This window comes from Microbacterium sp. SY138 (assembly GCF_039729145.1).
Taxonomy (GTDB): domain Bacteria; phylum Actinomycetota; class Actinomycetes; order Actinomycetales; family Microbacteriaceae; genus Microbacterium; species Microbacterium maritypicum_A.
In genome coordinates this window covers 2,925,024-2,950,615 of sequence record NZ_CP155793.1, presented here as the reverse complement: position 1 = coordinate 2,950,615, position 25,592 = coordinate 2,925,024, and the positions used below count along the sequence as shown (strand labels likewise).

General features: G+C 68.2%; 27 protein-coding genes and 1 tRNA gene. 15 read left to right on the top strand and 13 right to left on the bottom strand.

Features of this window, described 5'->3' with window-relative positions; all coding sequences use genetic code 11:
* Nucleotides 1-13 precede the first annotated feature (13 nt).
* Nucleotides 14-559, bottom strand: a complete 546-nt coding sequence (locus tag ABDC25_RS14100; RefSeq protein ID WP_029267250.1) for a type 1 glutamine amidotransferase domain-containing protein — start codon at nucleotides 557-559, stop codon at nucleotides 14-16.
* 171 nt (nucleotides 560-730) lie between these two features.
* On the opposite strand from ABDC25_RS14100, the gene ABDC25_RS14095 reads away from it, so the two are divergent.
* Complete coding sequence (locus ABDC25_RS14095; RefSeq protein WP_347123263.1) at nucleotides 731-1,186, top strand: hypothetical protein; 456 nt, start codon at nucleotides 731-733, stop codon at nucleotides 1,184-1,186.
* 26 nt (nucleotides 1,187-1,212) lie between these two features.
* On the opposite strand, the gene ABDC25_RS14090 is transcribed toward ABDC25_RS14095, so the two are convergent.
* Nucleotides 1,213-1,285 (bottom strand) — tRNA-Lys (locus tag ABDC25_RS14090).
* A gap of 137 nt (nucleotides 1,286-1,422) precedes the next feature.
* Nucleotides 1,423-2,082, bottom strand: coding sequence for a fasciclin domain-containing protein (locus ABDC25_RS14085; protein WP_021199109.1), 660 nt, complete (start codon nucleotides 2,080-2,082; stop codon nucleotides 1,423-1,425).
* Nucleotides 2,083-2,278: 196 nt separating this feature from the next.
* Between ABDC25_RS14085 and sigK the strand changes: the two genes are divergently transcribed.
* The 4 genes from sigK (at nucleotide 2,279) to ABDC25_RS14065 (ending at nucleotide 5,407) form a co-directional block, all read left to right on the top strand.
* A complete protein-coding gene (gene sigK, locus ABDC25_RS14080) occupies nucleotides 2,279-2,878 on the top strand; it encodes an ECF RNA polymerase sigma factor SigK (protein ID WP_029258697.1) in 600 nt (199 codons plus the stop codon).
* Complete coding sequence (locus ABDC25_RS14075) at nucleotides 2,875-3,666, top strand: anti-sigma factor (RefSeq protein WP_021199107.1); 792 nt, start codon at nucleotides 2,875-2,877, stop codon at nucleotides 3,664-3,666. The genes sigK and ABDC25_RS14075 overlap by 4 nt, the downstream gene beginning before the upstream one ends.
* 29 nt (nucleotides 3,667-3,695) lie before the next feature.
* On the top strand, nucleotides 3,696-4,325 hold the full coding sequence (locus ABDC25_RS14070) for a hypothetical protein (protein ID WP_021199106.1): 630 nt from the start codon (nucleotides 3,696-3,698) through the stop codon (nucleotides 4,323-4,325).
* 197 nt (nucleotides 4,326-4,522) lie between these two features.
* Nucleotides 4,523-5,407, top strand: coding sequence for an aminodeoxychorismate lyase (locus ABDC25_RS14065; protein ID WP_021199105.1), 885 nt, complete (start codon nucleotides 4,523-4,525; stop codon nucleotides 5,405-5,407).
* A gap of 275 nt (nucleotides 5,408-5,682) precedes the next feature.
* On the opposite strand, the gene pstB is transcribed toward ABDC25_RS14065, so the two are convergent.
* From pstB to ABDC25_RS14030, 7 genes are all read right to left on the bottom strand, one after another.
* Nucleotides 5,683-6,462: a phosphate ABC transporter ATP-binding protein PstB gene (pstB, locus tag ABDC25_RS14060; protein WP_017828973.1), complete on the bottom strand. Its 780-nt coding sequence runs from the start codon at nucleotides 6,460-6,462 to the stop codon at nucleotides 5,683-5,685.
* A gap of 28 nt (nucleotides 6,463-6,490) precedes the next feature.
* Nucleotides 6,491-7,594, bottom strand: coding sequence for a phosphate ABC transporter permease PstA (pstA, locus tag ABDC25_RS14055; protein ID WP_029267231.1), 1,104 nt, complete (start codon nucleotides 7,592-7,594; stop codon nucleotides 6,491-6,493).
* A gap of 1 nt (nucleotide 7,595) precedes the next feature.
* A complete protein-coding gene (gene pstC / locus ABDC25_RS14050) occupies nucleotides 7,596-8,546 on the bottom strand; it encodes a phosphate ABC transporter permease subunit PstC (protein ID WP_021199103.1) in 951 nt (316 codons plus the stop codon).
* 92 nt (nucleotides 8,547-8,638) lie between these two features.
* Complete coding sequence (gene pstS, locus ABDC25_RS14045) at nucleotides 8,639-9,745, bottom strand: phosphate ABC transporter substrate-binding protein PstS (protein ID WP_021199102.1); 1,107 nt, start codon at nucleotides 9,743-9,745, stop codon at nucleotides 8,639-8,641.
* 150 nt (nucleotides 9,746-9,895) lie between these two features.
* Nucleotides 9,896-10,885 carry an NUDIX hydrolase gene (locus tag ABDC25_RS14040; RefSeq protein ID WP_021199101.1) on the bottom strand — a complete coding sequence of 330 codons (990 nt, stop codon included), beginning with the start codon at nucleotides 10,883-10,885 and terminating at the stop codon, nucleotides 9,896-9,898.
* Nucleotides 10,882-13,047, bottom strand: coding sequence for an RNA degradosome polyphosphate kinase (locus ABDC25_RS14035; RefSeq protein WP_029258690.1), 2,166 nt, complete (start codon nucleotides 13,045-13,047; stop codon nucleotides 10,882-10,884). The genes ABDC25_RS14040 and ABDC25_RS14035 overlap by 4 nt, the downstream gene beginning before the upstream one ends.
* 51 nt (nucleotides 13,048-13,098) lie before the next feature.
* Entirely contained in the window at nucleotides 13,099-13,782 is a 684-nt protein-coding gene (locus ABDC25_RS14030; RefSeq protein WP_021199099.1) for a response regulator transcription factor, read from the bottom strand.
* A 71-nt stretch (nucleotides 13,783-13,853) separates the two neighbouring features.
* Between ABDC25_RS14030 and ABDC25_RS14025 the strand changes: the two genes are divergently transcribed.
* The 3 genes from ABDC25_RS14025 to ABDC25_RS14015 all read left to right on the top strand — a co-directional run bounded on the left by ABDC25_RS14025 (nucleotide 13,854) and on the right by ABDC25_RS14015 (nucleotide 16,035).
* Nucleotides 13,854-14,144: a hypothetical protein gene (locus ABDC25_RS14025; RefSeq protein ID WP_021199098.1), complete on the top strand. Its 291-nt coding sequence runs from the start codon at nucleotides 13,854-13,856 to the stop codon at nucleotides 14,142-14,144.
* 150 nt (nucleotides 14,145-14,294) lie between these two features.
* The gene (locus tag ABDC25_RS14020; protein WP_322954493.1) at nucleotides 14,295-14,897 is read left to right on the top strand and encodes an FABP family protein; all 603 of its coding nucleotides are present in this window, start codon (nucleotides 14,295-14,297) and stop codon (nucleotides 14,895-14,897) included.
* A 1-nt stretch (nucleotide 14,898) separates the two neighbouring features.
* A complete protein-coding gene (locus tag ABDC25_RS14015) occupies nucleotides 14,899-16,035 on the top strand; it encodes a folate-binding protein (protein ID WP_347123256.1) in 1,137 nt (378 codons plus the stop codon).
* Nucleotides 16,036-16,037: 2 nt separating this feature from the next.
* Here the strand turns inward: ABDC25_RS14015 and ABDC25_RS14010 are convergent, their stop codons facing one another.
* Nucleotides 16,038-16,865, bottom strand: a complete 828-nt coding sequence (locus ABDC25_RS14010; RefSeq protein ID WP_021199095.1) for a class I SAM-dependent methyltransferase — start codon at nucleotides 16,863-16,865, stop codon at nucleotides 16,038-16,040.
* 59 nt (nucleotides 16,866-16,924) lie between these two features.
* Between ABDC25_RS14010 and ABDC25_RS14005 the strand changes: the two genes are divergently transcribed.
* On the top strand, nucleotides 16,925-17,674 hold the full coding sequence (locus ABDC25_RS14005) for a phosphoglyceromutase (RefSeq protein WP_347123254.1): 750 nt from the start codon (nucleotides 16,925-16,927) through the stop codon (nucleotides 17,672-17,674).
* A 72-nt stretch (nucleotides 17,675-17,746) separates the two neighbouring features.
* Here ABDC25_RS14005 and phoU read toward each other — a convergent pair whose 3' ends face one another.
* Nucleotides 17,747-18,457, bottom strand: a complete 711-nt coding sequence (gene phoU, locus ABDC25_RS14000; protein WP_021199093.1) for a phosphate signaling complex protein PhoU — start codon at nucleotides 18,455-18,457, stop codon at nucleotides 17,747-17,749.
* Nucleotides 18,458-18,673: 216 nt separating this feature from the next.
* On the opposite strand from phoU, the gene ABDC25_RS13995 reads away from it, so the two are divergent.
* Both ABDC25_RS13995 and ABDC25_RS13990 read left to right on the top strand, forming a co-directional pair.
* Nucleotides 18,674-19,897: an ATP-binding protein gene (locus ABDC25_RS13995; protein ID WP_167255732.1), complete on the top strand. Its 1,224-nt coding sequence runs from the start codon at nucleotides 18,674-18,676 to the stop codon at nucleotides 19,895-19,897.
* Nucleotides 19,894-20,577, top strand: coding sequence for a response regulator transcription factor (locus tag ABDC25_RS13990; protein WP_021199091.1), 684 nt, complete (start codon nucleotides 19,894-19,896; stop codon nucleotides 20,575-20,577). The genes ABDC25_RS13995 and ABDC25_RS13990 overlap by 4 nt, the downstream gene beginning before the upstream one ends.
* A 70-nt stretch (nucleotides 20,578-20,647) precedes the next feature.
* Here ABDC25_RS13990 and ABDC25_RS13985 read toward each other — a convergent pair whose 3' ends face one another.
* Nucleotides 20,648-21,181: a DNA modification methylase gene (locus ABDC25_RS13985; RefSeq protein WP_347123251.1), complete on the bottom strand. Its 534-nt coding sequence runs from the start codon at nucleotides 21,179-21,181 to the stop codon at nucleotides 20,648-20,650.
* Between the two features lie 137 nt (nucleotides 21,182-21,318).
* Between ABDC25_RS13985 and ABDC25_RS13980 the strand changes: the two genes are divergently transcribed.
* The 4 genes from ABDC25_RS13980 to rlmB all read left to right on the top strand — a co-directional run bounded on the left by ABDC25_RS13980 (nucleotide 21,319) and on the right by rlmB (nucleotide 25,577).
* On the top strand, nucleotides 21,319-21,801 hold the full coding sequence (locus ABDC25_RS13980; protein ID WP_017201416.1) for a CarD family transcriptional regulator: 483 nt from the start codon (nucleotides 21,319-21,321) through the stop codon (nucleotides 21,799-21,801).
* 69 nt (nucleotides 21,802-21,870) lie between these two features.
* Complete coding sequence (gene ispD / locus ABDC25_RS13975; RefSeq protein ID WP_347123249.1) at nucleotides 21,871-23,067, top strand: 2-C-methyl-D-erythritol 4-phosphate cytidylyltransferase; 1,197 nt, start codon at nucleotides 21,871-21,873, stop codon at nucleotides 23,065-23,067.
* 103 nt (nucleotides 23,068-23,170) lie between these two features.
* Nucleotides 23,171-24,571, top strand: a complete 1,401-nt coding sequence (gene cysS, locus ABDC25_RS13970; protein WP_347123247.1) for a cysteine--tRNA ligase — start codon at nucleotides 23,171-23,173, stop codon at nucleotides 24,569-24,571.
* Nucleotides 24,564-25,577, top strand: a complete 1,014-nt coding sequence (rlmB, locus tag ABDC25_RS13965) for a 23S rRNA (guanosine(2251)-2'-O)-methyltransferase RlmB (protein WP_021199087.1) — start codon at nucleotides 24,564-24,566, stop codon at nucleotides 25,575-25,577. The genes cysS and rlmB overlap by 8 nt, the downstream gene beginning before the upstream one ends.
* Nucleotides 25,578-25,592 lie beyond the last annotated feature (15 nt).

Sequence of the window (25,592 nt, the reverse complement as noted above, 5' to 3'; positions counted from 1 at the left end):
CTGAGCCTGACCGTCAGGCGGTCTGTCCGGCGTGCTTCCCTTCGCCGATCTCCTCGACGAGCTTCGCGTTGAAAGCCGGCAGGTCGTCGGGAGTGCGGCTGGAGACCAGGCCCTCATCGACCACCACCTCCTCATCCACCCACGTCGCTCCGGCGTTGCGCAGATCGGTGGTCAGGCTCGGATAGCTGGTGAGCGTGCGTCCGTCGACGACACCGGCTTCGATCAGGATCCACGCACCGTGGCAGATCACGCCTACCGGCTTGTGCTGCTCGAAGAATGCTCGTGCCAGGTCGATCGAAGCCTTGTCCATGCGCAGGTGATCGGCGTTGACGACGCCGCCGGGGAGTACCAGCGCGTCGAAATCGTCCGCACTGGTCTCGGTTGCGCGCAGATCGACGGCTTGCTCATGGCCGTTCTTGCCGGTGATGGCAGCGCCGTCCGGAGCGATCAAGGTCGCGCTCGCGCCTTCTGCCGTCACGGCATCCCAGGGACTCGTGAGCTCACTGTCTTCGAATCCGTCTGTCGCGAGGAATGCCACGCGGCTGCCGCTGAGAGTCATCGTCCGTCCTTTCCTTGAGAGTCGTCCGCCGTTCGGGGACGACTCGACGATCTCCCGGATCGGGGGGAGGAAGGAAGGGGGTGGCCGAGGTGATGAGCCGGTGATAAGGGGGAACGGTCCTCCACGGAGCGCTCGTCACAGGTGCGCGAGTCCCGGCAGTACGATCCAGATATGCGCGTCCGTCCTGCACTCCTCCTCCTCCCGGTACTCATCCTGCTCGCGGGGTGTGCCCCCGAGCCGGCGTCGAGCCCTTCGCCCTCCGCATCGAGGACCTCTTCACCCACGCCCACCCCGACCCCCTCGGCGATCGAGACCACGGAACCGCCGGCGACGGGAACGGAGTTCACCACGACTGCGCTCGTCGATCTCTGCACCGAGAGGACCCGAGCTCTCGCACCGGATGCCACGTATTTCGGAGACATGGCGACCACCGAATGGCTCGCGTCGTCGTCGCTCTGGTTCGTGGTCATCCCCAAGTCGCTCGACGGTGCGGACAGCGTCGCGGTGTGCGGCATCGGGGGAAGCCAGGAAGCGCCGGTCTTCGCTCTCGAAGGGGAGTCGCTGCCGGACGGTGTGGCCGACATCCGAGCGGAACTGTTGTCGGGCGCGCCCGGCGGCGAGTCCTGAGACAGTCGCCGAGCGGCGACCTGCGGTGGGCCCCGTGGGGCTCGAACCCACGACCCGCGGATTAAAAGTCCGATGCTCTGCCAACTGAGCTAGAGGCCCCTCATCAAAGTCTAGTGCGCACGACGAGGGGCCGTCGGCGACACAGCACCGCCGACGGCCCCTTTTCCCTCTCGGGATCCTCCCCCTGCTTCCGAGAGGGCGTGTGCCGGGCGTCCTCCCACCCGGCGATCCCTGGCTCAGGAAGCCGGGGGCATCAGAACCGTGTCGATGAGGTACACGGTCGCGTTCGCGGTCTTGACTCCACCGCAGATCACCTTGGCGTCGTTGACCATCAGGTCGTCACCGCTGCCCGTGACCTCGAGCTCGGCGCCCTGCACGGTCTTGTGCATGCCGTCGATGTCGGCCGGGTCGATCTGGCCGGGAACCACGTGGTACGTCAGGATCGAGCTCAGCGTGGCGCTGTCGGTCTTGAGGGCCTCGATGGTGGCCGGGTCGATCTTCGCGAACGCGTCGTCGACCGGTGCGAAGACCGTGAACTCGCTGCCGTTCAGGGTGTCGACGAGGTCGACGTCGGGGTTGAGCTGTCCGCTCACCGCCGAGACCAGCGTGGTCAGCAGCGGGTTGTTCGAGGCCGCGACCGCGACCGGGTCCTGCGACATTCCCTCGACGGAACCCGCGCCGTCCGGCACAGCGTCGGCGTACGCCGCGCAGCCGGGGCCGACCAGGTTGGCTGCCGGGTCCATCTCCATCGGCGTCGACTCCGACGTCTCCGGTGCCTTCGGCTCGGAAGACGAGTCCGAGGTGCTGCCGCTGCCCATGGAACAGGCGGAGAGCAGGAACGCGCTCGCCAGGCCGAGGGTGATTGCCGCGGTGACCTTCTTCTTGGTGCTGAACATGTCGAGCTCCTTCAGAAAACTGAGCCACGGCCTCTCCGTGGCGTCGAGTGCTGTTCGGAGCCCATTCGGGATCGGATGGGAAGAATCTCAGAAATCTTGGAAACAGCTCCGACGACGGCGCCGGAGCGCACGATTCGCGAGGTCGATTCCTTCACATTCGGGTGACGTCTGCACGTGATCGGGGAGGAGATGCGGCATGCTTATGGGGATGGTCATCGATGGGTTCGACGTTCCCGAGGACGGAGCGACGCAGGATGCTGTCGCCGACCTCCTCGTCCGCGTCGCCTCCGGTGATCAGGCTGCCTTCGCCACGCTCTATGACACGCTGTCCTCCCGCGTGTTCGGCCTCATCCTCCGCGTCCTTATCAATCGCGCGCAGAGCGAAGAGGTGCTCCAGGAGGTTTTTCTCGAGATCTGGCAATCCGCTTCCCGCTTCGCTCCGAACAGAGGTCAGGGACGAGCGTGGGTCATGACGATCGCTCATCGCCGGGCCGTCGACCGAGTGCGGGCATCGCAATCGAGCGCGGACCGGGACGTACGAGCAGGATTCAAGGACATCGGCGTCGCGCACGACAGTGTCGCGGAGCAGGTCGAATTGGGGATCGAGGGAGGGAAGGTCGTCGAGGCGCTTTCGGGGCTTCCGGAAGCTCAGCGCGAAGCACTCGTCCTCGCGTATTACGGCGGTTACAGTCAGAACGAGATCGCGGCCCTCGTGGGGGCGCCGCTGGGGACAATCAAGACACGGATGCGAGACGGGCTCAGCCGTCTGCGTACGGCGATGGGGGTGACGGCATGAACGAGAAGGACTTCGAGCAACTCGCGGCAGGTGCCGCGCTGCACTCGCTCTCCGCTGACGACGAGCGTCGATACCGTTCAGCCCTCGCGGAGCACCCGGAATGGGAGGACACGGTGGATGCGGATATCGCGACGGCCGCGTCGCTCGCAGACCCTGTCGAGCCCGTCGCCGCTCCCGCACACATCCGATCCGCGCTGCTCGCGCAGATCGCGGACATGCCCCAGAACGGTGGATCGCGGACCGACACCGACGTCTCGTCATCGCACGAGGAACGTCCCGCAGTCGTCGACGTGTCCCACACCGAGCCTCAGCCCGAGCCGAAGAAGCAGCGTCGCTGGACCCGCACCGTCTTCGCCCTGGCGGCGTGTCTCGCCGTGCTGGTGGGCGTCGGCATCGGCGCGGTCGCCCTCAATCAGCAGCTGAACCCGCCCGCGAGTGTCATCGCGCTGCAGGAGATCGAAGCAGCCGACGACGCCCAGCAGGCGACGGTGACGCTCGACGACGGAGGAAGCGCGACAGCGCACTGGTCGGCTTCCACCGGCAAGGCCGTGCTCGTGGCCGATGGTCTCCCGAGTGCGGGTGAAGGCCAGACGTATGAGCTGTGGTTCGTGCGCGGTGACGCTCCGGTCTCCGCCGGAGTGTTCGATGTCGACGGTGGTGACGCCACCGCCCTCCTCGCCGGTGATATGCAGGCGGGTGACGCGATCGCGGTGACCGTGGAGCAGGCCGGCGGATCTCCGTCGGGCCAGCCGACGACCGATCCGGTGATCGTCATCCCCACGGCGTGAGCCGCACTGATCGCGCGTACCCTGGAGGGATGCCCGAGCAGTATCATCGCCCCGTGCGCCGCCCGACGAGCGCCTTCGACAACATCGTCGGCGCACACGACCCCGCCGAGGAGACGCGTATCGCGCATGCCACGGCATCCGCTCTGCTGACCCGCGTCCGCGCCGACGAGAGCGGAGCGAGCGCCGAAAGACTCGTCGCCTTCACCGCCGAACACGGAATCGACGAGATCGCGGAGCTGTGGTCGAAAGCACCCTCACGGACTCTCCCCGGCGCCCTGTGGCGCCTCTACGTGCTGCAGCTCGCGATCCACGGCGACCCGCAGACCGCGGCCCTCCTGTACGACCGCGGGCGCGTCGAATTGCCGTCGGCGGATGCGGCGATCGCCGGTGCGCCGGTGCCGGCGAGTCCGGACGAGCTGGTCGCTCTGATCGACACGATCCTGCGGGGGGCATTCCGTGGCGACTTCGCCGTGGCGCTCGACCGCGCCGCGGCCTTCTGCCGTGTGCAGGCCTCCGGGGCGACACACACGGCTGACGACTACGAACCGACCGAGCCCGCACGATCCAGCGAACTGACCACGCGAGCGCTGCGACTGAGCAGTTACGGACAGGATCTGGCCGCATCCGCCGTGCTGTGGCGGATGGATGCGCTCGCCTGACGAGCATCGGGTGGCCCGATGGGAAGGCGATCCGGATGAGCGAAACCGCTCCGGGCAAGAAAAGACCGGGCCGCAAGAACGCCTCTCGGCGGAAGGCCGCTCGCAGCGGCAAAAATTGGAGCCCGGGGTTATGCGGCCCGGCCACTCCATTGTAACGCGATGCGGCGGACGGTATTCCCGCCCTCTAGGCTCGGATCATGACCGGGCGCTTCGCACTCATGATCGATCCCGTCGCCGCCGACGAACAGCGCAGCGACTTCTCCGAGACCTTCACGCAGGTGGACGCCGCCGCCCCCGCGCTCAGTGTGGGGGAGCTGAGCACACAGCGCGGTGACGGGGTGTTCGAGTCGATCGGCGTGATCGACGGGCACGCGCAGGAGGTCGTCCCGCACCTGGAACGCCTCGCCCACTCGGCACGGCTGTGCGACCTTCCGGTCCCGAATCTCATGCAATGGCGGCAGGCGGTCGATCAGGCGGCTGCACAGCTCGGAGCGGGCGAGTCCGTCATCAAGCTCATCCTCAGCCGCGGAGTCGAGCACGGGCCCACTCCGACGGCATGGGTGACCGCGGCTCCGGCCTCCGATTTCTCCGCCGTGCGAGAGCATGGTGTGCGCGTCGTGACGCTCGACCGCGGGTACGACCTGGGTGCAGCGGAGCGGGCTCCGTGGCTGCTGCTGGGAGCGAAGACGCTGTCGTACGCCGTGAACATGGCGGCCCTGCGCGAGGCGCACCGGCGTGGTGCGGACGATGCGATCTTCCTCTCGAGCGACGGCTTCGTGCTGGAGGCTCCGACGGCTTCCCTGATCCTCCGCTTCGGCGACCGTTTCGTGACGCCGGCTCCGACGGGTGGCATCCTGCACGGTACGACGCAGCTCAGCGTGTACGAGCACCTCGCCGCCCAGGGTTTCGACGTCGGGTACGACCGCATCCCGGCAACCGACCTTCCGCAGGCGGACGCCGCGTGGCTCGTGTCGAGCGTGCGCCTCGCCGCGGCGATCACCGCCGTCGATGGCGTCTCCCTTCCGGTCGACCGCACGCTCACGGCCGCGCTGAACCGCTACCTGCTCTCGCCGCGCGACTGATCCCACCCGCCCACCCTCCCACGCACGCCCGCCTCGAGCCCATGCTCCGCTGCGGCTCGCGCACATCGGATCGTGCCTCCGTGAGAGGCCGCATGCACCCAGGCCTCCGCGGTGTCGGGGAGCGCATAGACGCCCTGGCGAGGTCGCAGCGCTTCGCCGGAACGCACCGCACGAACGACGCGACGGCGTGTCAACAGGTGACACGCCGTCGGCGACTCAAGTGATCTGGGTTTTGGCGAAGAAGCAGCAGGGGTGCAGCAGCAGGGACCCAGCGCTCAACCGAAGCGGCCGGAGACGTAGTCCTCGGTGGCCTGCACCGACGGTGTCGTGAAGATCGAGGTCGTGTCGTCGTATTCGATCAGCTTTCCGGGCTTGCCGGTGCCCGCGATGTTGAAGAACGCGGTCTTGTCCGACACGCGGCTCGCCTGCTGCATGTTGTGCGTCACGATCACGATCGTGAACTCGTTCTTCAGCTCGCCGATCAGCTCCTCGATCGCGTACGTCGAGATGGGGTCGAGAGCCGAGCAGGGCTCGTCCATCAGCAGCACCTGCGGCGAGACGGCGATCGCACGGGCGATGCACAGACGCTGCTGCTGACCGCCGGAGAGGCCGGAACCGGGCTTGTCGAGGCGGTCCTTGACCTCGTTCCACAGATTCGCACCGGTGAGCGACTTCTCGACCAGGGCATCCTGATCGCTCTTCGACATGCGGCTGTTGTTGAGCTTCACGCCGGCGAGGACGTTCTCCTTGATCGACATCGTGGGGAACGGATTCGGACGCTGGAAGACCATGCCCACCTGGCGCCGGACGAGCACCGGGTCGATGCCGGGGCCGTAGAGGTCCTTGCCGTCGAGCAGCACCTCGCCCTCGACGCGGGCACCGGGGATGACCTCGTGCATGCGGTTGAGCGTGCGCAGGAAGGTGGACTTGCCGCAGCCGGAGGGGCCGATGAACGCGGTGACGCTGCGCGGCTGGATGTCGAGGGAGACGCCCTCCACGGCGAGGAAGTCGCCGTAGTAGACGTTCAGGTCGTTGACTTCAATGCTCTTGGACACTGCAGTTCCTTGCTTGTCGGGTCGAGGCTCAGCGGCCGGTCTTGGGTGCGAAGATCTTCGCGACGAGGCGCGCGATCAGGTTGAGCAGCATGACGATGATGATGAGCGTCAGGGCTGCGGCCCAGGCCCGCTCCACGTATGCCTCAGCGGGGATGCCCTGGTACGCGTACTGCGAGTACGTGAACACCGGGAGCGTCTGCATGCGTCCGCTGAACAGGTTGTAGTTCATCGCGTCGGTGAAGCCGGCCGTCAGCAGCAGGGGCGCGGTCTCTCCGATCACGCGCGAGATGGCGAGCATGACACCCGTGGTGATGCCGGCGATCGAGGTCGGGAGGACCACCTTGACGATCGTGAGCCATTTCGGCACCCCGAGCGCGTACGACGCTTCGCGCAGCTCGTTCGGCACCAGTCGCAGCATCTCCTCGGTGGAGCGCACGACGACGGGGATCATGAGCACGGCCAACGCGACCGAGCCCGCGATGCCCATGCGCACGCCGGGTCCGAAGATCAGCGCGAAGACGGCGTAGGCGAACAGACCGGCGACGATCGACGGGATTCCCGTCATGACATCGACGAGGAAGGTGATGGTGCGGGCCATCCGGCCGCCCTTGCCGTATTCGACGAGGTAGACGGCCGTCATCAGACCGATCGGGATCGAAATGATCGCGGCGGCGAGGGTGACCAGGAGCGTGCCGATGATGGCGTGCAGGGCGCCGCCGCCTTCACCGAGCACTCCGCGCATCGATGACGAGAAGAACAGTCCGTCGAAACGGGCGACGCCGTTGGCGACCACGGTGATCGCGACGGACACCAGCGGCACCATCGCGATGGCGAACGCCGAGGTCACGATTCCGGTGATCAGGCGGTCCAGCGCCTTCCTGGAGCCTTCGATGATGCGCGACATCACGTAGATGAGCACCAGGTAGATGACCGCGCCGAGAACGACGGAGCCGGCGATGTTGAGGTCGGATCCGCTGGCGAGGGCCTCGAGAGCGAAGGGCGTGAAGCCGATGAGGAGGGAGAGGGCGAGGAGCGCCCACGGCGACCAGCGGGGGAGGTGTCCCGAGCTGAGCGACAGCTGGGTGGGGGCCGCGCTCGCCGTGCGAGACGATTCAGGGGCGGTAACGGTCATGTCAGTTCGCTCCCGAGAATTCCTTGCGGCGGTTCACGAACCAGCGTGCGAGAGCGTTCACCGCGAACGTCACGACGAACAGGATCAGACCGGTCGCGATGAGGATGTTGATGTTGACCTGGTACGCCTCGGGGAACGTCAGCGCGATGTTCGCTGCGATCGTGGAGGGGTTCGTGGAGGTGAGCAGTTCGAAGGTGACGGCCTTGCTCACCGAGAGCACCATCGCGACGGCCATGGTCTCGCCGAGCGCACGGCCGAGGCCGAGCATGGAGGCGGAGACGATGCCGGAACGGCCGAAGGGAAGAACGGCCATCCGCACCATCTCCCAGCGGGTGGCGCCGAGGGCGAGGGCGGCCTCCTCGTGAAGGCGAGGGGTCTGCAGGAAGATCTCGCGGCAGATGGCCGTGATGATCGGGACGACCATGACGGCGAGCACCATCGCGGCGGTCAGGATCGTCCGTCCGGTGGGGGAGACGACGCCGTCGAAGAACGGGATCCAGGAGGCGTTCGTGTTCAGCCAGACGTAGATGGGCTGCACAGCGGGAGCCAGGACGAGGATTCCCCAGAGGCCGAACACGACCGAGGGGACGGCGGCCAGCAGGTCGACCACGTAGCCCAGGCCCTGAGCGAGCCGCCGCGGTGCGTAGTGCGTGATGAACAGGGCGACGCCGAGCGAGAGCGGCACGGCGAGCAGGAGGGCCAGGAAGGCGGCCCAGACCGTGCCGAACAGGAGTGGGCCGACGTAGTCCCAGAAGTTCGTCTTGAGGAGCGAGGCATCCTCGGCTGTCGCGGTGAAGGCCGGAATGGACTGCACGATGAGGAAGATCGCGACCGCGGCCAGCGTGATCATGATCATGGATCCGGCGGCGACCGCCGTTCCGGAGAACCAGAGGTCACCGGCGCGCTTCTTCGCGACGATGCGCGTCGACGCCGGCGAGGTCGTGGCTGTCATGGGAGCTGCTTCCTGCTCAGTGGAGATCGGGTGTCTGACGCGAGCAGACGGTCTCCGGGATGCCGCGCGGCATCCCGGAGACCGTCACTGGCTCACTTGATGAGGTCGATCGCAGCCTGAGCCTGCGTGCGCAGGTCGTCCGAGATCGGGGCGCTGCCGGCGTTGGTCGCGGCGGCGTCCTGGCCCTCGGCGCTGATCGCGGTGGTGAAGAACGCCTTGGTCAGCGCGGCGACGTTCTCGTCCTCGTACTCGGCGCAGCCGATGAGGTAGCTGACGAGGAGCACGGGGTACGCGCCGTCGGCGGTGGTGGTGCGGTCGATCGCGAAGGCGAGGTCGCCGTCGGTGCGGCCTTCCTCGATCTTCGAGGCGTCGAGCGTGGCGGCGGCACCTTCGGCCGAGTGCGGCACGAACTTGTCGCCGACCTTGACGTTCACCGACGCGAAGTCGGCGGCCTGCGAGGAGTCGATGTAGCCGATGAGGCCCTGTCCACCCTTGACGGCGTTGGCGACGCCCGAGGTCTTCTCGGCGGACTCTCCGGCGAGGTCGGCCGGCCACTCCTCGACGCTGCCCGCGGTCCACACGTCGCCGGCGGTCTGCGCCAGGTAGTCGGTGAAGTTGCCCGTGGTGCCCGACTTGTCGGAGCGGTGGACGGGCGTGATGGCGAGATCGGGGAGCTTGGCGTCGGGGTTGTCCTTGGCGATCGCCGGGTCGTTCCAGTTGGTGATCTTGCCGGCGAAGATCGACGCGATGGTCTCGGGGTCGAGGTTCAGCTCGTCCACGCCGTCGAGCGAGAAGACGATGGCGATCGGCGAGATGTATGCGGGGATCTCGATGAGGTCGGAGCCGTCGACGCACGCGCCGAAGCCGCCGGCCGAGATCTCGTCGGTCTTGAACGCGCGGTCCGAGCCGGCGAAGTTGACCGCGCCCTGCTGGAAGGACTCGCGGCCACCGCCCGAGCCCTGCGGGTCGTACTCGACCTGGGCGTCGGGGTTGGTCTTCTGGAACTCGGCGGTCCATGCCTGGATGGCGACCTGCTGCGAGGAGGCGCCCGCGCCGACCAGGGAACCGCTGACGGCGGCGGTGCTGGAGGTGGGCTCGTCGGTGGAACCGGTGCCTGCTTCGTTCGCGGCACAGCCGGCGAGTGCGAGGGCGGCGACGGCGCCGATGGCGCCGATTCGTGCGATTCGGGAGATCTTCACTGTGGATCCTTCGATCTGGAATGGGTGGGGCCCGGTGCAGGGCACACAGTGACGCTATGGGCGACGGTTAACGAGACTCTCCCGAGCAGGTGAACGGCAGGTGAACGACGGGCGACTCTCTGGGGTGCTCCCGCGAGAAATCAGGGGACGTCAGACCTTGGGGATGTGCGTCTCGATCGCGATGATCCCGGATCCGGGGTTCGTGGCCGACAGATGCACGACCGAGAACGCGGCCGGCTCGAGGTCTGCGGCACTGCTGAGATACGACCCCTGGATGGTGCCTGTGGCCAGGGCGATCTCGGAGAGCAGACCCGGAAGCACCGGCCCGTGGCTGCACAGCACTGCAGGCTTGCCGGCGCGGATGCGGCGACCGATGACCGCGCGCAGATCGGACTCGCCGTCCTCCCAAGCGTCCTGGCTGATCTTCTCCGTCTTCACGGGCTTGCGATCGAGTGCGCGAGCGAGAGGAGTGATCGTCTCCACGCACCGCACCGCGTCGCTCGTCACGATCCTGCGCACGCCGAAAGCGCGCAGCGGTCCCACGATCGACTTCGCCTGCTTCCGTCCGCGGTCGGTGAGTGGCCGTGAGGCATCCGACCCGTCCCACTCCGAGCGGGGCGTCGCCTTCGCATGCCGCAGGGCGATCACCGGGAAGGTGCGCAGCACACCGTCGTCGACGAGGTTGGAGAAGAAGTCGAGGATCTCGAGGTCGACGGGGTAGCTCAGGCGCGCTCTCGCCTTCTTCACGCTCACCCACTCGAGCGCAGCGATCTCCCGGTTGGGAACGAACGTCGACTCCCGGATCGCGGCGTCGGTCGCCTCTGCGGCCCAGTAGTGCACGACCTTCTGCTTCTGCGACGCCAGGTGATAGCGGCTCACACCGACCGAGACCCCGAGCGAGACCCGGATGCCGGTCTCCTCCTGCACCTCGCGCACGGCTGTCTCGGCGAGCATCTCCCCAGGATCGACCTTGCCCTTGGGAAGCGTGATGTCGCGGTACTTGGTGCGGTGGATCAGCAGGATGCGCAGCTTGCCCTCGACGAGGCGCCACACCACGGCTCCCGCCGCGTACACGGCCTTGTCCGTCCACTTCGAGTTCGTCGTGGTGCCGACCGGGAGCTGCAGTTGCCGCGTGTTCATCGGACCGCCCGCGCGCGACGGCGCCGCTGGATCAAGCCCATGGTCTTATCCTGCAGGTCGATCAGGGGCTTGCCCTCCGCGTCGACGGCGTGGCGCTCCCAGACCCCTCCTGCACCGAGATGCCACGAGGTCGTGCCGGCATCCATCGCCAGGTCGAAGAACGTTCCGAGTTCCTTGAGGTGGGCGGGGTCGGTGACGCGCACCAGGGCCTCCACGCGGCGGTCGAGGTTGCGGTGCATCATGTCGGCACTGCCGATGTACACCTGAGGATCGCCGCCGTTCTCGAAGGCGAAGATGCGCGAGTGCTCCAGGTATCGACCGAGGATGCTGCGCACCGTGATGTTGTCGCTGATCCCGTCGAGGTCGGTGCGGAGACTGCAGATACCGCGCACCCAGACGTCGACCTTCACACCCGCCGCGCTCGCACGGTAGAGCGCGTCGATGATCTCCTCGTCCACCATCGAGTTCACCTTGATGCGGATGTGCGCGGGAATCCCCGCCTCGGCGTTCTTCCGCTCGGCATCGATCTGGCGGACCAGGCCCTTGCGCAGGTGCAGGGGCGCGACCAGGAGGCGCTTGAACTTCTTCTCGATCGCGTAGCCGCTGAGCTCGTTGAAGAGTCGTGTCAGGTCCTTGCCGACCTGCGCGTCGGCGGTGAACAACCCGAAGTCCTCGTAGATACGGCTGGTCTTCGGGTTGTAGTTTCCGGTGCCGACATGGGAGTAGTGCTGCAGCTTGCCGTCTTCCTCGCGGATGACGAGCGCGAGTTTGCAGTGGGTCTTGAGCCCGACGAGGCCGTAGACCACGTGCACGCCGGCCTTCTCGAGCTTGCGCGCCCAGACGATGTTGTTCGCCTCGTCGAAGCGGGCCTTCACCTCGACGAGGGCCAGCACCTGCTTGCCCGCCTCCGCCGCGTCGATGAGCGCCTGCACGATGGGGCTGTCGCCGGAGGTGCGGTAGAGGGTCTGCTTGATGGCGAGCACGTGCGGGTCACGGGCCGCCTGCTCGAGGAACGCCTGCACGCTCGTGGTGAACGACTCGTACGGGTGGTGCACCAGCACGTCCGACTTGCGGATCGCCTTGAAGATGTCCGCCCGGTTGCTCGATCCCGCGGGCTGGAAGGCCACGGCGGTGGTCGGCAGGTGCGGCGGATACCGCAGGTCGGGGCGATCGATGCGGGACAGGTCGAACAGACCGCGCAGGTCGAGCGGCCCGGGAAGCCGGTAGACCTCGAGGTCGGTGATGTCGAGTTCGCGGACCAGCAGGTCCATCGTGACATCATCCATGTCGTCGGTGATCTCGAGACGGATCGGCGGACCGAAACGTCGACGCAGCAGCTCGGCCTCGAGTGCCTGGATGAGGTTCTCGCTCTCGTCCTCCTCGATCTCCACGTCCTCGTTGCGCGTCAGACGGAACGCGTGGTGGTCGAGCACCTCCATGCCGGGGAACAGATCGCCCAGATGATTGGCGATGAGCTCCTCCAAGCGCAGGAAGCGCTTGATCTCGCCGCCTCCCGGAACCTCGACGAAGCGCGGGAGCATGGGCGGCACCTTGAGCCGAGCGAACTCCTGCCGTCCGGTGCGGGCGTTGCGGATGCGGATCGCGAGGTTCAGCGACAGCCCCGAGATGTAGGGGAACGGATGCGCCGGATCCACGGCGAGCGGCATCAGCACAGGGAAGACCTGGGCTCCGAAGTACTCCGACAGCGCGGAGCGCTCGCCGTCCGTGAGCTCGGACCACTCGGTGATCTCCACGCCGGATTCGGCCAGAGCCGGACGCACGAGCGAGGTCCAGGCATCCGCGTGCCGCAGCTGCAGGGCATGCGCCTCGCGCGAGATGTCGGCGAGCGCGTCGACGGGGGAGCGGCCGATGTTCGTGGGCACCGCGAGGCCGGTCATGATGCGGCGCTTGAGGCCCGCGACGCGCACCATGAAGAACTCGTCGAGGTTGCTCGCGAAGATCGCCAGGAAGTTGGCACGTTCGAGTTCGGGAAGCGAGGGATCCTCGGCGAGCTCGAGCACGCGCTGGTTGAAGGCGAGCCAGCTGAGCTCGCGATCCAGGTAGCGGTGGTCCGGGAGCTGGGAGTCGTAGGACTCGATGGCGTCGAAGTCGTCGTCTTCGGCGTCACCCAGCCCGGCGTCGGCGAGTGCGGGATCGATCATGGGGTACATCTAAGCACCGAGAGGTGACGCCCGTGTGAACGGAGTCGATCGTCAGCCCGCGCTGGCGAGGCCCTCATCCTCGTTGACGTTGAAGCGGTAGCCGACGTTGCGCACGGTGCCGATGATCTGCTCCTGGTCGCCGAGCTTCGCCCTGAGCCGTCGCACATGCACGTCGACCGTGCGGGTGCCCCCGAAATAGTCGTACCCCCAGACCTCGCTGAGCAACTGCTCGCGGGTGAACACGCGAGCGGGGTGCGTCGCCAGGAAGTGCAGAAGCTGGAACTCCTTGTAGGTGAGATCCAGAGGCCTGCCGCGCAGTTTGGCGGAGTAGGACTGCTCATCGATCGTGACGCCGGATGCCTGCACGCGCGCGGGCTCGGCGACCTCGTCGCGTCGGGCGAGGGCGAGACGGAGTCGGGCGTCGATCTCCGCGGGCCCCGCCGTGGAGAGCAGGACATCGTCGATGCCCCAGTCTCCCGACAGCGCGCTCATCCCGCCTTCCGTGACGACGAGGAGCAGCGGCGCATCCTGCCCGGCGGTTCGCAGCAGGCGGCACAGCGACTTCGCGGCGACCAGGTCGTGACGGCCATCGACGATCACGACGTCGTACTCGGGGGCGTTGACCAGTTGCGAGGGCTCTGCGGGTATCTGGCGCGCGCGGTGGCTCAGCAGCTCGAGCGCGGGGAGCACCTGCTCGGAGAGCGGAGCGTTGGTCAGAACCAGCACCTGGGCCACGCGCACTCCTCACAGACGCGGATCGACGTCGTGCCGCCATGATACCGGGAGCGATGCGCAACAATGGAGACATGACGGATCCCGCACTCGCACCGCGCAACGCGTTCGTCGGTGTGCTCGTCGTCTGGGCCACCGCGTTCCTCGCCACCGTCGCCATCGGCATCTTCGTGCCGGAGGAATGGCGCGTGTCCTGGCTGCTGGTCGGGTTCGGCGGCGTCGTGCTCCTGTCCTTCGCCGTGCAGCTCTGGTACGGGCGCACGCAGGGTTTCATCTTCCGGGTGGCGGGGAGCGTGATCGGCGGTCTGCTGCTGATGGGCATCATCTCGGTCGGATTCGGTCTCGCAGCGCTGATCCCGTCCTGACACCGGCGCGGCGCGGTAAGGTGGAGCACATGGACCTCATGGCGCTCGAAATCTTCTTCATCGGCCTGCTGGGCCTCGCGAGCCTCGCTATCGTCTTCGTCTCGGCAGTGGTGCTGCGCAACCTCTTCCGCGGCCAGCGCTGACGCGACGATGCTCGAACTGCCCGTCGACCTTCCGGCCGATCTCGTCCCGTTCGCGTGGCTGATCGGCGTCTGGGAGGGAACAGGTGTCATCGACTACCCGGTGGGCGAAGACCGCCTGCAGGGCGAGTTCACGCACCGGATCAGCTTCAGCCATGACGGGGGTCCGTTCCTGAACTACTCCGGCACGGCCACGTTCCTCACGGAAGAGGGCGCCCCCGCCGCGGCGTTGCTGGCCGAGACAGGCTTCTGGCGTCTGGCGCGCCCGGCCACGGCCGCGGATCCCGGTCCCGCGCTGCTGCCTCCGACCGCGCCCGCCGTCGCACGCACGGTCGACGACGTGGAGGAGCTGCGCGCGCCGAGCGGCGGATTCCCCATCGAGGTCTCGCTCGCGCACGCCGACGGCGCCCTCGAGTTGTACATCGGCGAGATCAACGGTCCGCGCATCGACATCGGCTCGGACGCCGTCGTGCGCAGTGCCGGTGCGAAGGTGCACACGGCGTCTTCGCGCATGTACGGCCTCGTCGACGGTCACCTGCTGTGGGCCTGGGACATCGCCGCCCTCGGCACCCCGCTGCGCTCCCATGCGTCGGCTCGACTGGCCAAGGTCTGAGATGTCCGTCTTCGGCGGGATCGACGGTGCCGTCGCCGACGGCGATCTGATCGCGCACTTCGGCGATGCGTTCCGTGAGCAGCGGCGTCTCGCCGACGGCGCGGCCCTCGCGCCCCTCGGCGACCGCACCGTGATCGAGGTCGCGGGTCCCGAACGGCTGAGCTGGCTCGATTCGATCACCTCGCAGGCCGTCGGACGGCTCGCCCCCGGAGAAAGCACCGAGCTTCTGGTTCTCGACCCGCAGGGCCGGGTGGAACACGCGGCCGGCGTCATCGACGACGGTGCATCCACATGGCTCATCGCGGATGCGGGAGACGCCGAGGCGCTCGCCGGCTGGCTGACGCGCATGAAGTTCCGCACCCAGGCCACCGTCGACATCCGCGCCGACCTCGTGCCGGTCGGGTTCATCGACGGCGGTGTCGTCGCTGCGGCGGCCGCCGCCGCCGCAGCCTCGCCGCACGGCATCGCTCTCGTCTGGGCCGACCCGTGGCAGCGGATCAGCGTCGGCGGACACCAGTACTCCGAGGTCATCGAGCATCCGGCGGCCGACTATGCGTGGCGGGTGGCGATCCTGTCCGCGGACGGGGCTGAGGCCCTCGCCGCGTCCCTCGATCGGGAGGCGCTCGCCGGTCTCCTCGCCGCCGAGGCACTGCGCGTGGCTGCCTGGCGCCCGCGCTGGACGACAGAGGTCGACGAGCGTTCGCTGCCGCACGAGTCCGACTGGATCCGCAGCGCGGTGCACCTGAACAAGGGCTGCTACCGCGGACAGGAGACGGTCGCGAAGGTGCACAATCTCGGTCACCCGCCCCGCCGTCTGGCCGCCCTCCACCTCGATGGCAGCGATGCGGTGCTTCCCGAGCCGGGCGCGCCGGTGTACGCCGGCGACGACGAGGTCGGGCACCTGACCTCGGTCGCGCGTCACCACGAAGACGGTCCCATCGCTCTCGCGATCCTGTCGCGGCGCGCGCCGGTCGGGGATCTGGTGGTGCGTGCGGACGGCATCGACATCGCCGCCTCGCAGCAGGTGATCGTGCCGGCTGACGCGGGGGCCACCGCAGATATCCCGCGCCTCACCCGTCTGTCTCGCCGACCCACGGCACCGGACCCGCGCGATTCCGTCTCCGGCGCCGGAAGCTGAACTCAGGCGGGGAGCGGGGCGACCGCGGACCAGGGCAGTGTGAGCTCGCCCAGGCGCCACCGAGTGCGTCCGCCGAGCACCGGCCATCCCTGGTCCCGGAGTGCGCCCACGGCGGCGAGGAAGCGCTGCGTGGCGCCGAACGTCGAAAGCGGAGCCGCGCGGTCCCACTCCCGATCGAGATCGACGAGCAGGGAATGGATGCGCTCGCCCGGGACGTTGCGGTGGATCAGCGCCTTCGGCAGACGCTCGGCGACGATGCTCGGGCGCTCCAGATCGGCGAGACGCAGGGAGATCGTGAAGCGCAGCGGCGCAGCGTGCGCATCCACGTCGATCCAGCTCGACACCCGGCCGATCTCGTCACAGGTCCCCTCGAACAGCAGGCCGCCAGGGGCCAGGCGGGAAGCCATCAGGGACCAGGCATCCGCGACGTCCTGCTCGTCGTACTGCCGCAGCACGTTCATGGCGCGGATCACCGCGGCCGTGCGTCCCTCGGGGAGCGGAACCTCGAAGCCGCCGCGCGCGAAGGAGACGGGCAGATCGGGAGCGAACGGCGTTCGCCCCGCACGCACCTCGGCGAGCTGGGAGTCGGCGGTCGCGACGCGCGCGGGGTCGATCTCCAGGCCGCGCACCTCGACGTCGTCGCGCGCCCGGACCAGGCGGGTCGCGAGCTCGAAGGCGGTGACGCCGCTGGCGCCGTAGCCGAGGTCGACGACCAGCGGATCGGATGCCCGCCGCAACGCGGCGCTCGCCGCGATCCAGCGATCGTTGCGTCGCAGTCGGTTGGTCCCCGTGGTGCCGCGGGTCGGCCGACCGAGGGGAGATGACGCCATGTCTCCATCCTCCCAGCATCCGAATCGGGTGCCGTGCCCCGGGCGGATAAACTGACGGCATGACTGCGACGCGCACCCTCATCCTGCTCCGCCACGGCCGGAGCGAGTGGAACGAACTGAACCTGTTCACCGGTTGGGTGGACGTCCGCCTCAACGCGCAGGGCGAGAAGGAGGCCCGCCGCGGTGGTGAGCTGCTGGCCGAGTCCGGCATCCTCCCCGACGTGCTGCACACCTCGCTGCTGAGCCGCGCCATCCAGACCGCGAACATCGCGCTCGATGCCGCCGACCGGCTGTGGATCCCGGTGACCCGCTCGTGGCGCCTCAACGAGCGCCACTACGGTGCGCTCCAGGGCAAGGACAAGGCGCAGACGCTCGAGGAGTTCGGTCCCGAGCAGTTCCAGCTGTGGCGCCGCTCGTTCGACGTGCCGCCGCCCGTGCTCGACGACGAGAGCGAGTTCAGCCAGGTGAACGACGTCCGCTACGCGGGGATCGATGGCGAAGTGCCGCGCACCGAGTCGCTCAAGCTCGTCATCGACCGTCTGCTGCCGTACTGGGAGAGCGCGATCGTCCCCGACCTCGAAGCCGGCAAGACCGTGCTCGTCACAGCGCACGGCAACTCGCTGCGTGGTCTCGTGAAGCACCTCGAGGGCATCAGCGACGACGACATCGCCGAGCTGAACATCCCGACCGGCATCCCGCTGGTCTACGAGCTGGACGAGAACAACGTCCCCACCGGACCCGGCCGTTACCTCGACCCCGAGGCCGCCGCCGCCGGCGCCGCCGCCGTCGCGGTGCAGGGCAAGAAGTAAGAGCTTCCGCTCGGAACGCCGAAGCCCCCGATGCGCACGCATCGGGGGCTTCGGCGTTTCTCGATGTGCGGGTCAGGCGTGGCCGAACTCCTGCTGGCCCAGCTCCTGCTGCTCGACGGCGAGGGGGATGTCCTCCTCCTCGACGGCCCAATCGCCCGTGGCGAGGTAGACGACCTTCTTCGCGACGGCCACCGCGTGGTCCGCGAAGCGCTCGTGGTAGCGGCTGGCGAGCGTGGCATCGACGGTCGCCGTGGCCTCGCCCTTCCAGTTGTCGCTGAGAACCTTCTCGAAGACGGTGGCGTGCAGCTCGTCGACGTCGTCGTCCGCGTTGCGGATGGCGTCGGCGAAGCGCAGGTCCTGGGTGCGCAGCAGCTCGGAGAGCGTGCGGGCGACCTCGACGTCGAGCTCGCCCATCTTCACGAAGGTGCCCTTGAGGCCCTTCGGGATGGCGCGCTCGGGGAAGCGGAGACGGGCGAGCTGGGCGATGTGCTCCGACATGTCGCCCATGCGCTCGAGCGAGGCGCTCACGCGCAGAGCCGTGACCACGATGCGCAGGTCGCGGGCGACCGGCTGCTGGCGGGCGAGGATCTCGATGGCCTGCTCGTCGAGGGCGACGGCCAGCTCGTCGATCTTCGCGTCGTCGGCGATGACCTCCTCGGCCAGGGCCACGTCGCTCGTCGCGAACGCCCTGGTGGCCTTGTCGATCGAGACCGTGACGAGGTCGGCGATCTCGACGAGACGATTCTGAAGGTCCTCGAGGGACTGGTGGAAGACTTCGCGCATGTTGGGGCGCAACCTTTCATTCGGATCTCGGCTGTGTCAGCGCGAGACGGCGGGTCGTCCGCACGAGAGCAGGTCTGTGCTCCCGCACAAGCCCGAAGCGATTGTCTGCTTCGAAGGTTAACGAACGGTGCCCAGCACGTGAATAGTACTTCTCCTGTTCCCGCCAGGGCGCGGAAACCCGCCGGACGGACGGTGAACGCACTCTACGCTTGTGTCATGACCTTGCCGCAGCTCGCGCTGTCTTCGCTCGCCATCGGGCTGGTGATCGGCGTCGGCCTCTCCCTCCTCGTGGTGTGGGCATACCGTGCACGGGCGCGGGTGCAGGAGGAGACGTCGCTGGCGATCCCGGCCGGCATCACCGACGTCCTGCACAGCATGGACGATGCCGCGGCGATCGTCGACACCTCCGGCCTCGTGCTGGCTTCCTCGCAGGCCGCGACGCGTTTCGGCATCGAGGTCGGCTCGACGCTCGACCACCCGGAGCTCCGCCAACTGGTGCGCGGCGTCCGGGAAGCGGGCGGCTCCGTCACCGAGTCGATGCGCATCACACGTGGGGGACTGAGTCTCGACCCCCGTCTGGTCTCGGCCCGTGCCAGCGTGATCGGCACCCGCCTGGTGCTGCTGATCATCCGCGACGTCACCGAGCAAGAACGACTCGACCAGATGCGCCGCGACTTCGTGGCGAACACCAGTCACGAGCTGAAGACCCCCGTGGGCGCCGTGAGCCTTCTCGCCGAGGCCATCGAGTCGGCGGCCGACGATCCCGCGCAGGTGCGCATCTTCGCCGCACGCATCTCCGCCGAGGCCGGAAGACTCGGGCAGCTCACCGGGCGCATCATGAGCCTGTCCCGGCTGCAGGCCGAGGACGGCCTGACGAAGGTCGGTCCCGTCGCGATCGACGAGGTGATCGCCTCCTCGATCGAGGCCCATGTCGTGCAGGCGGATTCCGCCGGCGTCGAGCTCGCCAGAGGCGGGGACCGCGGCGTGTTCGTGCGCGGCGACGCGCAGATCCTGATCGAGGCGGTCGGCAACCTGATCGCCAACGCGATCGTGTACTCGCCCCGCGGCTCCCGCGTCGGAGTCGGCGTGCGGGCGGAGGCGGGCGTGGTCGAGATCGCCGTGTCCGACCAGGGCATCGGTATCGCCGAAGCCGATCGCGAGCGCATCTTCGAACGGTTCTACCGTGCGGATGAAGCCCGCTCCCGGCGCACCGGGGGTACCGGTCTCGGGCTCTCCATCGTCAAGCACGCGACGCAGCGGCACGGCGGAGAGGTGCGGCTGTGGTCCCGTCCGGGCCGGGGCTCCACGTTCACGATCCGTCTTCCCCGGATCGAGGCCCTCGACAACCTCGACGCGGGCAAGAAGAGCAAGAAGAAGCGTGCGCGCAAGGCGGCCAAGGCCGCGTCGTCCGCGCGCGTTCGAAACGGAGAGAGAGCATGACCCGAATCCTTCTCGTCGAAGACGAGCCCGACCTCGCCGACCCGCTCGCGTACCTGCTCCGGCGTGAGGGTTACGAGGTGGAGATCGCCGAGGACGGCCCCGGCGCTCTCGCGGCTTTCCGGGAGCGCGGTGCCGACATCGTGCTGCTCGACCTCATGCTTCCGGGGATGCCGGGCACCGAGGTGTGCCGACAGATCCGGTCCACCTCGGCCGTGCCCATCATCATGCTCACAGCGAAGGACTCCGAGGTGGACATCGTCGTGGGCCTCGAGCTCGGCGCCGACGACTACATCACGAAGCCCTACTCGTCCCGCGAGCTGCTCGCACGCATGCGTGCCGTGCTGCGTCGGGTCGTGCAGGCCGAGGGTGAGCTCGACGAGCGCGTGCTCGACGGCGGGCGGGTCTCGCTCGACATCGACCGGCATACCGTCTCCGTCGCCGGCGCGCAGATCAACATGCCGTTGAAGGAGTTCGAGCTGCTCGAGGTCCTGATGCGCAACTCCGGACGCGTCCTGACCCGCGGTCAGCTCATCGACCGGGTCTGGGGGAGTGACTACTTCGGCGACACCAAGACCCTCGACGTGCACATCAAGCGCATCCGCTCGCGCATCGAGGAGAACCCGAGCGAGCCGGTCATGCTCGTCACCGTCCGAGGTCTGGGGTATCGCTTCGAAGGCTGATCCTCAGACGGAACGGAGAAGAGGCCGGCACCCTGCGGGGGTGCCGGCCTCTTCTCGATGCGGTGACGCGTCAGTTCGCGGGCGCCGGAGCTGCCGTGTCGGTCGGCAGGGGTGTCGGGCGAGTGGTCGACTCCTTCTCGGAGGGGACCAAGTCTGCGTAGTACGGGAGAGTGCCGTCGAGTACGGGCACCTCGGTCTTGACGCCGGTGGAGTCTCCGGACTGGAAGTGCATCTCCACCGTGGCGCCGGGCTTGGTGTCGAGGCCGACGATGCGCAGCGGCTCCTCATCCGCGCCCAGGCTCACCGTGCCCCCTGCGGGGACGGTGACGACGAGCGGATCCAGGCCCTCGACGGTGATCGTCAGGGTCGCCTTCTCCTCGGAGGGGTTCACGATGGCGGCGACGAAGTTCCCGACCGAGCCGTCTTCGGTGGCAACCACGAGGGCGTTGCGCACGTCGATCGGGCCGTCGGCGTCGGACACGTTCACTCCGTCGGACGCGGCGTACTCGGTCTTGGTGGACTGCGGGGTGATGAACGTGCACCCGGTCGCACCGAGCAGAACGAGGGCGCTGAGGGCTGCAGACGCAACAAGGCGCGATTTCACGGGTCCTCCTGAGGTCCGGCGGGGATATCCGCATCCATTCTATGCGTAAGTCGTGAGGGCTCCTGCGGCACCGGAGGCGCGAACCTTAGCGCATGACCCCTGTGGTATCCTTGAGGTTGCCGAAAGGACACGTTTTTATGCTTTTTGAGGTTGGCGAGACCGTCGTCTATCCCCACCATGGCGCTGCGACCATCATCGAGGTCAAAGAGCGCATCATCAAGGGTGAGGCGAAGAAATACCTGAAGCTCAATGTCACCCAGGGCGATCTCATCATTGAGGTCCCCGCGGAGAATGTCGACCTGGTCGGCGTTCGTGACGTCATCGGCAAGGAAGGCCTCGATCATGTTTTCGAGGTGCTGCGAGCACCCTTCACAGAAGAGCCCACGAACTGGTCGCGTCGGTACAAGGCGAACCTCGAGAAGCTCGCCTCCGGCGATGTGATCAAGGTGAGCGAAGTCGTTCGCGACCTGTGGCGTCGTGACCAGGACCGCGGACTCTCCGCGGGTGAGAAGCGGATGCTGGCGAAGGCTCGTCAGATCCTCATCTCCGAGCTGGCGCTCGCCGAGAAGACCGACGAGGACAAGGCGGGCGCACTGCTCGACGAGGTCCTCGCGTCCTGAGCTGTTCCACGACGAAAGGCGGGTGCTTCGGCATCCGCCTTTCGTCGTCTTCGCCGGTAACGTGATGCTGTGACCATCCTCCCCGTCCCGCGTACCGCGATCATCGTCGTCGCCGCCGGCTCAGGCACGCGTCTGGGCGCACGCGCCCCGAAGGCCTTCGTCGGTATCGATGCCCGTCCCATCCTTCGCCATGCGCTCGACGGCGTCTTCGCCGCGGCCCCGGCCCAGGTCATCGTGGTCGCCCCGGAAGGGTGGGAGGGCGACGCCGAGACAGAGCTTCGAGAGGCCGCCGGCGAACGGGCCGACCTCGGGCGTGTGGTCATGGGCGGTGCGACCAGACAGCAGTCGGTCGCGGCGGGTCTCGCCGCGCTCTGGGGTGACGTCGAGACGGTGCTGGTGCACGATGCGGCGCGCGCTCTCACCCCTCCGACGCAGATCGATGCGGTCGCCGCGTCGGTGACGGCAGATGTCGGCGTGATCCCGGCGCTGCCCGTCGTCGACACCCTCAAGAAGGTCGTGGACGGTGTCGTCGTCGCCGCCGTCGACCGTTCCGAACTCGCCGCGGCGCAGACGCCGCAGGGGTTCCCGAGGACGCTGCTCGAGTCCGCGTACGCCGCGGCACGCGACGGTGGCACCGAGTACACCGACGATGCGGCGCTGTTCGCTGCGGCGGGTCATCCCGTGCGCTACATCGGGGGCTCCGAGCGGGCTTTCAAGATCACCACGCCGGCCGACCTCGAGCGTGCCCGGCATCTGCTCGGCACGAGAGCCGCAGCATCCGGCATCCCCCGCGTGGGCATCGGGACGGATGTCCACGCTTTCGGCGGCGAAGGGAACCTGTGGCTCGCCGGGCTCGAATGGGAGGGGGAGCAGCCGCTGTCCGGTCATTCGGACGGAGACGCCGTCGCTCACGCGATGGTCGACGCGCTCCTCGGGGCCGCGGGTCTCGGCGACATCGGGGAGCACTTCGGCACCTCGCACCCCGAGTACGCCGGCGCGCACGCCGACGTCTTCCTCGCCCGCACCCGCGAGCTCCTTGCTGGAGCCGGATTCGACATCGGCAACGTCTCGGTGCAGTTCCAGGGCAATCGGCCGCGTTTCAGCCCTCGACGGGCAGAGGCCGAGGGCGTTCTGTCCGCTGTCCTCGGTGCCCCGGTGACGGTGACCGCGACGACGACGGACGGGCTCGGATTCCCCGGGCGGGGCGAGGGCATCGCGGTGACGGCCATCGCGTCGGTGATCCCCACCGGTCCCAGAGAAGGCTGACGATCAGGGGAGGAGGCCTCCCGGTCGGTCGCCGAACGTCATATCGGACGGCGAATAACGCTGCGGGGGCTGGCGCTCAGCGGTCGCCGAGTAGGCTTGAGCGGTGACAGTCCGCCTCTACGACACCCGCGCGCAGCAGCTGCGCGACTTCGTGCCTCTCGATCCCGAGAACATCACGATGTACGTGTGTGGACCCACGGTGCAGTCGGGGCCCCACATCGGGCACGTCCGGGCCGCTCTGAGCTTCGATCTGCTGCGCCGCTGGCTGGAGTACCGCCACGGTCGGGTCACGTTCGTGCGCAACGTCACCGACATCGACGACAAGGTGCTCGCCAACGCGACGGACTCCGAGCCGTGGTGGGCATTGGCGTACCGGATGGAGCAGGAGTTCAACGCGGCGTATGCGGGTGTCGGCATCCTGCCGCCGACCTACGAGCCTCGGGCCACGGCGTCCGTGCCGCAGATGCAGGAACTCATCGCGGTGCTGATCGAACGCGGCCACGCCTACCCGGCGCCCGACAGCTCCGGCGACGTGTACTTCGACGTGCGCTCCTGGGCGGAGTACGGATCGCTCACCCATCAGTCCCTCGACGCCATGGAGGCCGCAGAGGATGCGGACCCTCGGGGCAAGCGCAACCCGCAGGACTTCGCGCTCTGGAAGGGCAGCAAGCCCGAAGAGCCGGCCGATGCGACCTGGGCGTCGCCGTGGGGATCCGGGCGGCCCGGATGGCACATCGAATGCTCCGCGATGTCGAAGCGCTATCTCGGCGCCGAGTTCGACATCCATGGGGGAGGGCTCGACCTGCGCTTCCCGCACCACGAGAACGAGCTCGCGCAGTCGACGGCAGCAGGTGACGGCTTCGCGCGCTACTGGGTGCACAACGGGCTCGTGACCGTCGACGGCCAGAAGATGTCGAAGTCGTTGGGGAACTTCACGTTGGCGGCCGATGTGCTGGCCGCGCACGATCCACTGGTGGTGCGGTACGCACTCGCCGCCGCCCACTACCGGTCGAGCCTCGACCTCGGCGACTCGTCGTGGGCCGAGGCCGAGGCGGCTCTCAACCGGATCGGCACGTTCCAGCAACGTGCCGCACGTGTTGCCGGAGGGGGCATCGGGTTCCTCCTGTCGCAGAGCCTCCCCGCCGCGTTCGCAGAGGCGATGGATGATGACCTCGGCGTGCCCCAGGCGCTCGCGGTGCTGCACGAGACGGTGCGTGCGGGAAACGCAGCGCTGGACGCGGGGGAGGACACCGCCGCGCTCGACGCGCTGCGTGCCGTGCTGGCGATGACTTCCGTCCTCGGCCTCACACGGACAACCGGGGCGAAGGCCGACGCCTCGCAATCCGCTCTGGACGCCCTCGTCCAGACGATGATCACCCAGCGCGCTCAGGCACGCGCTGACAAGGACTGGGCGGCGGCGGATCGCATCCGAGATGCGATCGCCGCCGCAGGAATCACGCTGGAGGACACTCCGGCCGGAACTCATTGGAGTATCGATGGCTAAGCCAGGGCGCCCCGGCGCGAGCAAGGGAAACAAGAAGGGCCCGACCAAGGGCACCGGCGGACTCGGGCGCAAGGCGCTCGAGGGGCGGGGACCGACGCCGAAGGCAGAGGACCGCGCCTGGCACCCGGCGGGCAAGCGCAAGGCCGCAGCCGAGCGCTACGCGGCCGCCACGGGCGGCAAGGGACGCCCCGGCGGCAGTCGGCCGGGCTCCGGTGGCGGGGGGAACCGTGCGCCGAAGGCCAAGGCGGGCGACGACACCGAGAATGTCACGGGTCGCAACTCGGTCCTCGAGGCACTGCGGGCGAAGATTCCGGCGACGGCGTTCTACATCGCGCAGCGCGTCGAGATGGACGACCGCGTGAAGGAGATGCTCTCGATCGCCACGCATCGGGGCATCCCCGTGATGGAGGTCACGCGTCCGGAGCTCGACCGTATGGCCGGGTTCGACGGCGTGCACCAGGGCGTCGCGATCAAGGTGCCGCCGTACGAGTACGCGCACCCGCAGGATCTGCTCGAGCAGGTCATCGACCGCGGAGAGGTCCCCCTGTTCGTCGCCCTCGACGGCATCACCGACCCCCGCAACCTGGGCGCCATCATCCGTTCCACCGCGGCGTTCGGCGGGCAGGGCGTCATCCTTCCCCAGCGTCGCTCGGCCGGCGTCAACTCGGCGGCTTGGAAGACCAGCGCCGGAGCCGTCGCCCGAACCCCCGTGGCGCTGGCGACCAACCTCACCACGCAGCTCAAGGAGTTCAAGAAGCAGGGCGTGTTCGTGCTCGGTCTCGACGGTGACGGCGACGTGTCGCTCCCCGAGCTGCAGCTCGCCGATCGTCCCGTCGTGATCGTGGTCGGCTCGGAGGGCAAGGGACTGTCGCGCCTGGTGTCCGAGACCTGTGACCAGATCGTCTCGATTCCGATCTCCGCGGCCACCGAGTCGCTGAACGCCGGTATCGCGACATCCGTCGCCCTGTACCAGGTCGCGTCGCTCCGCGCCGCGAAGAAGAACTAGACGTCCGAGGGAAGG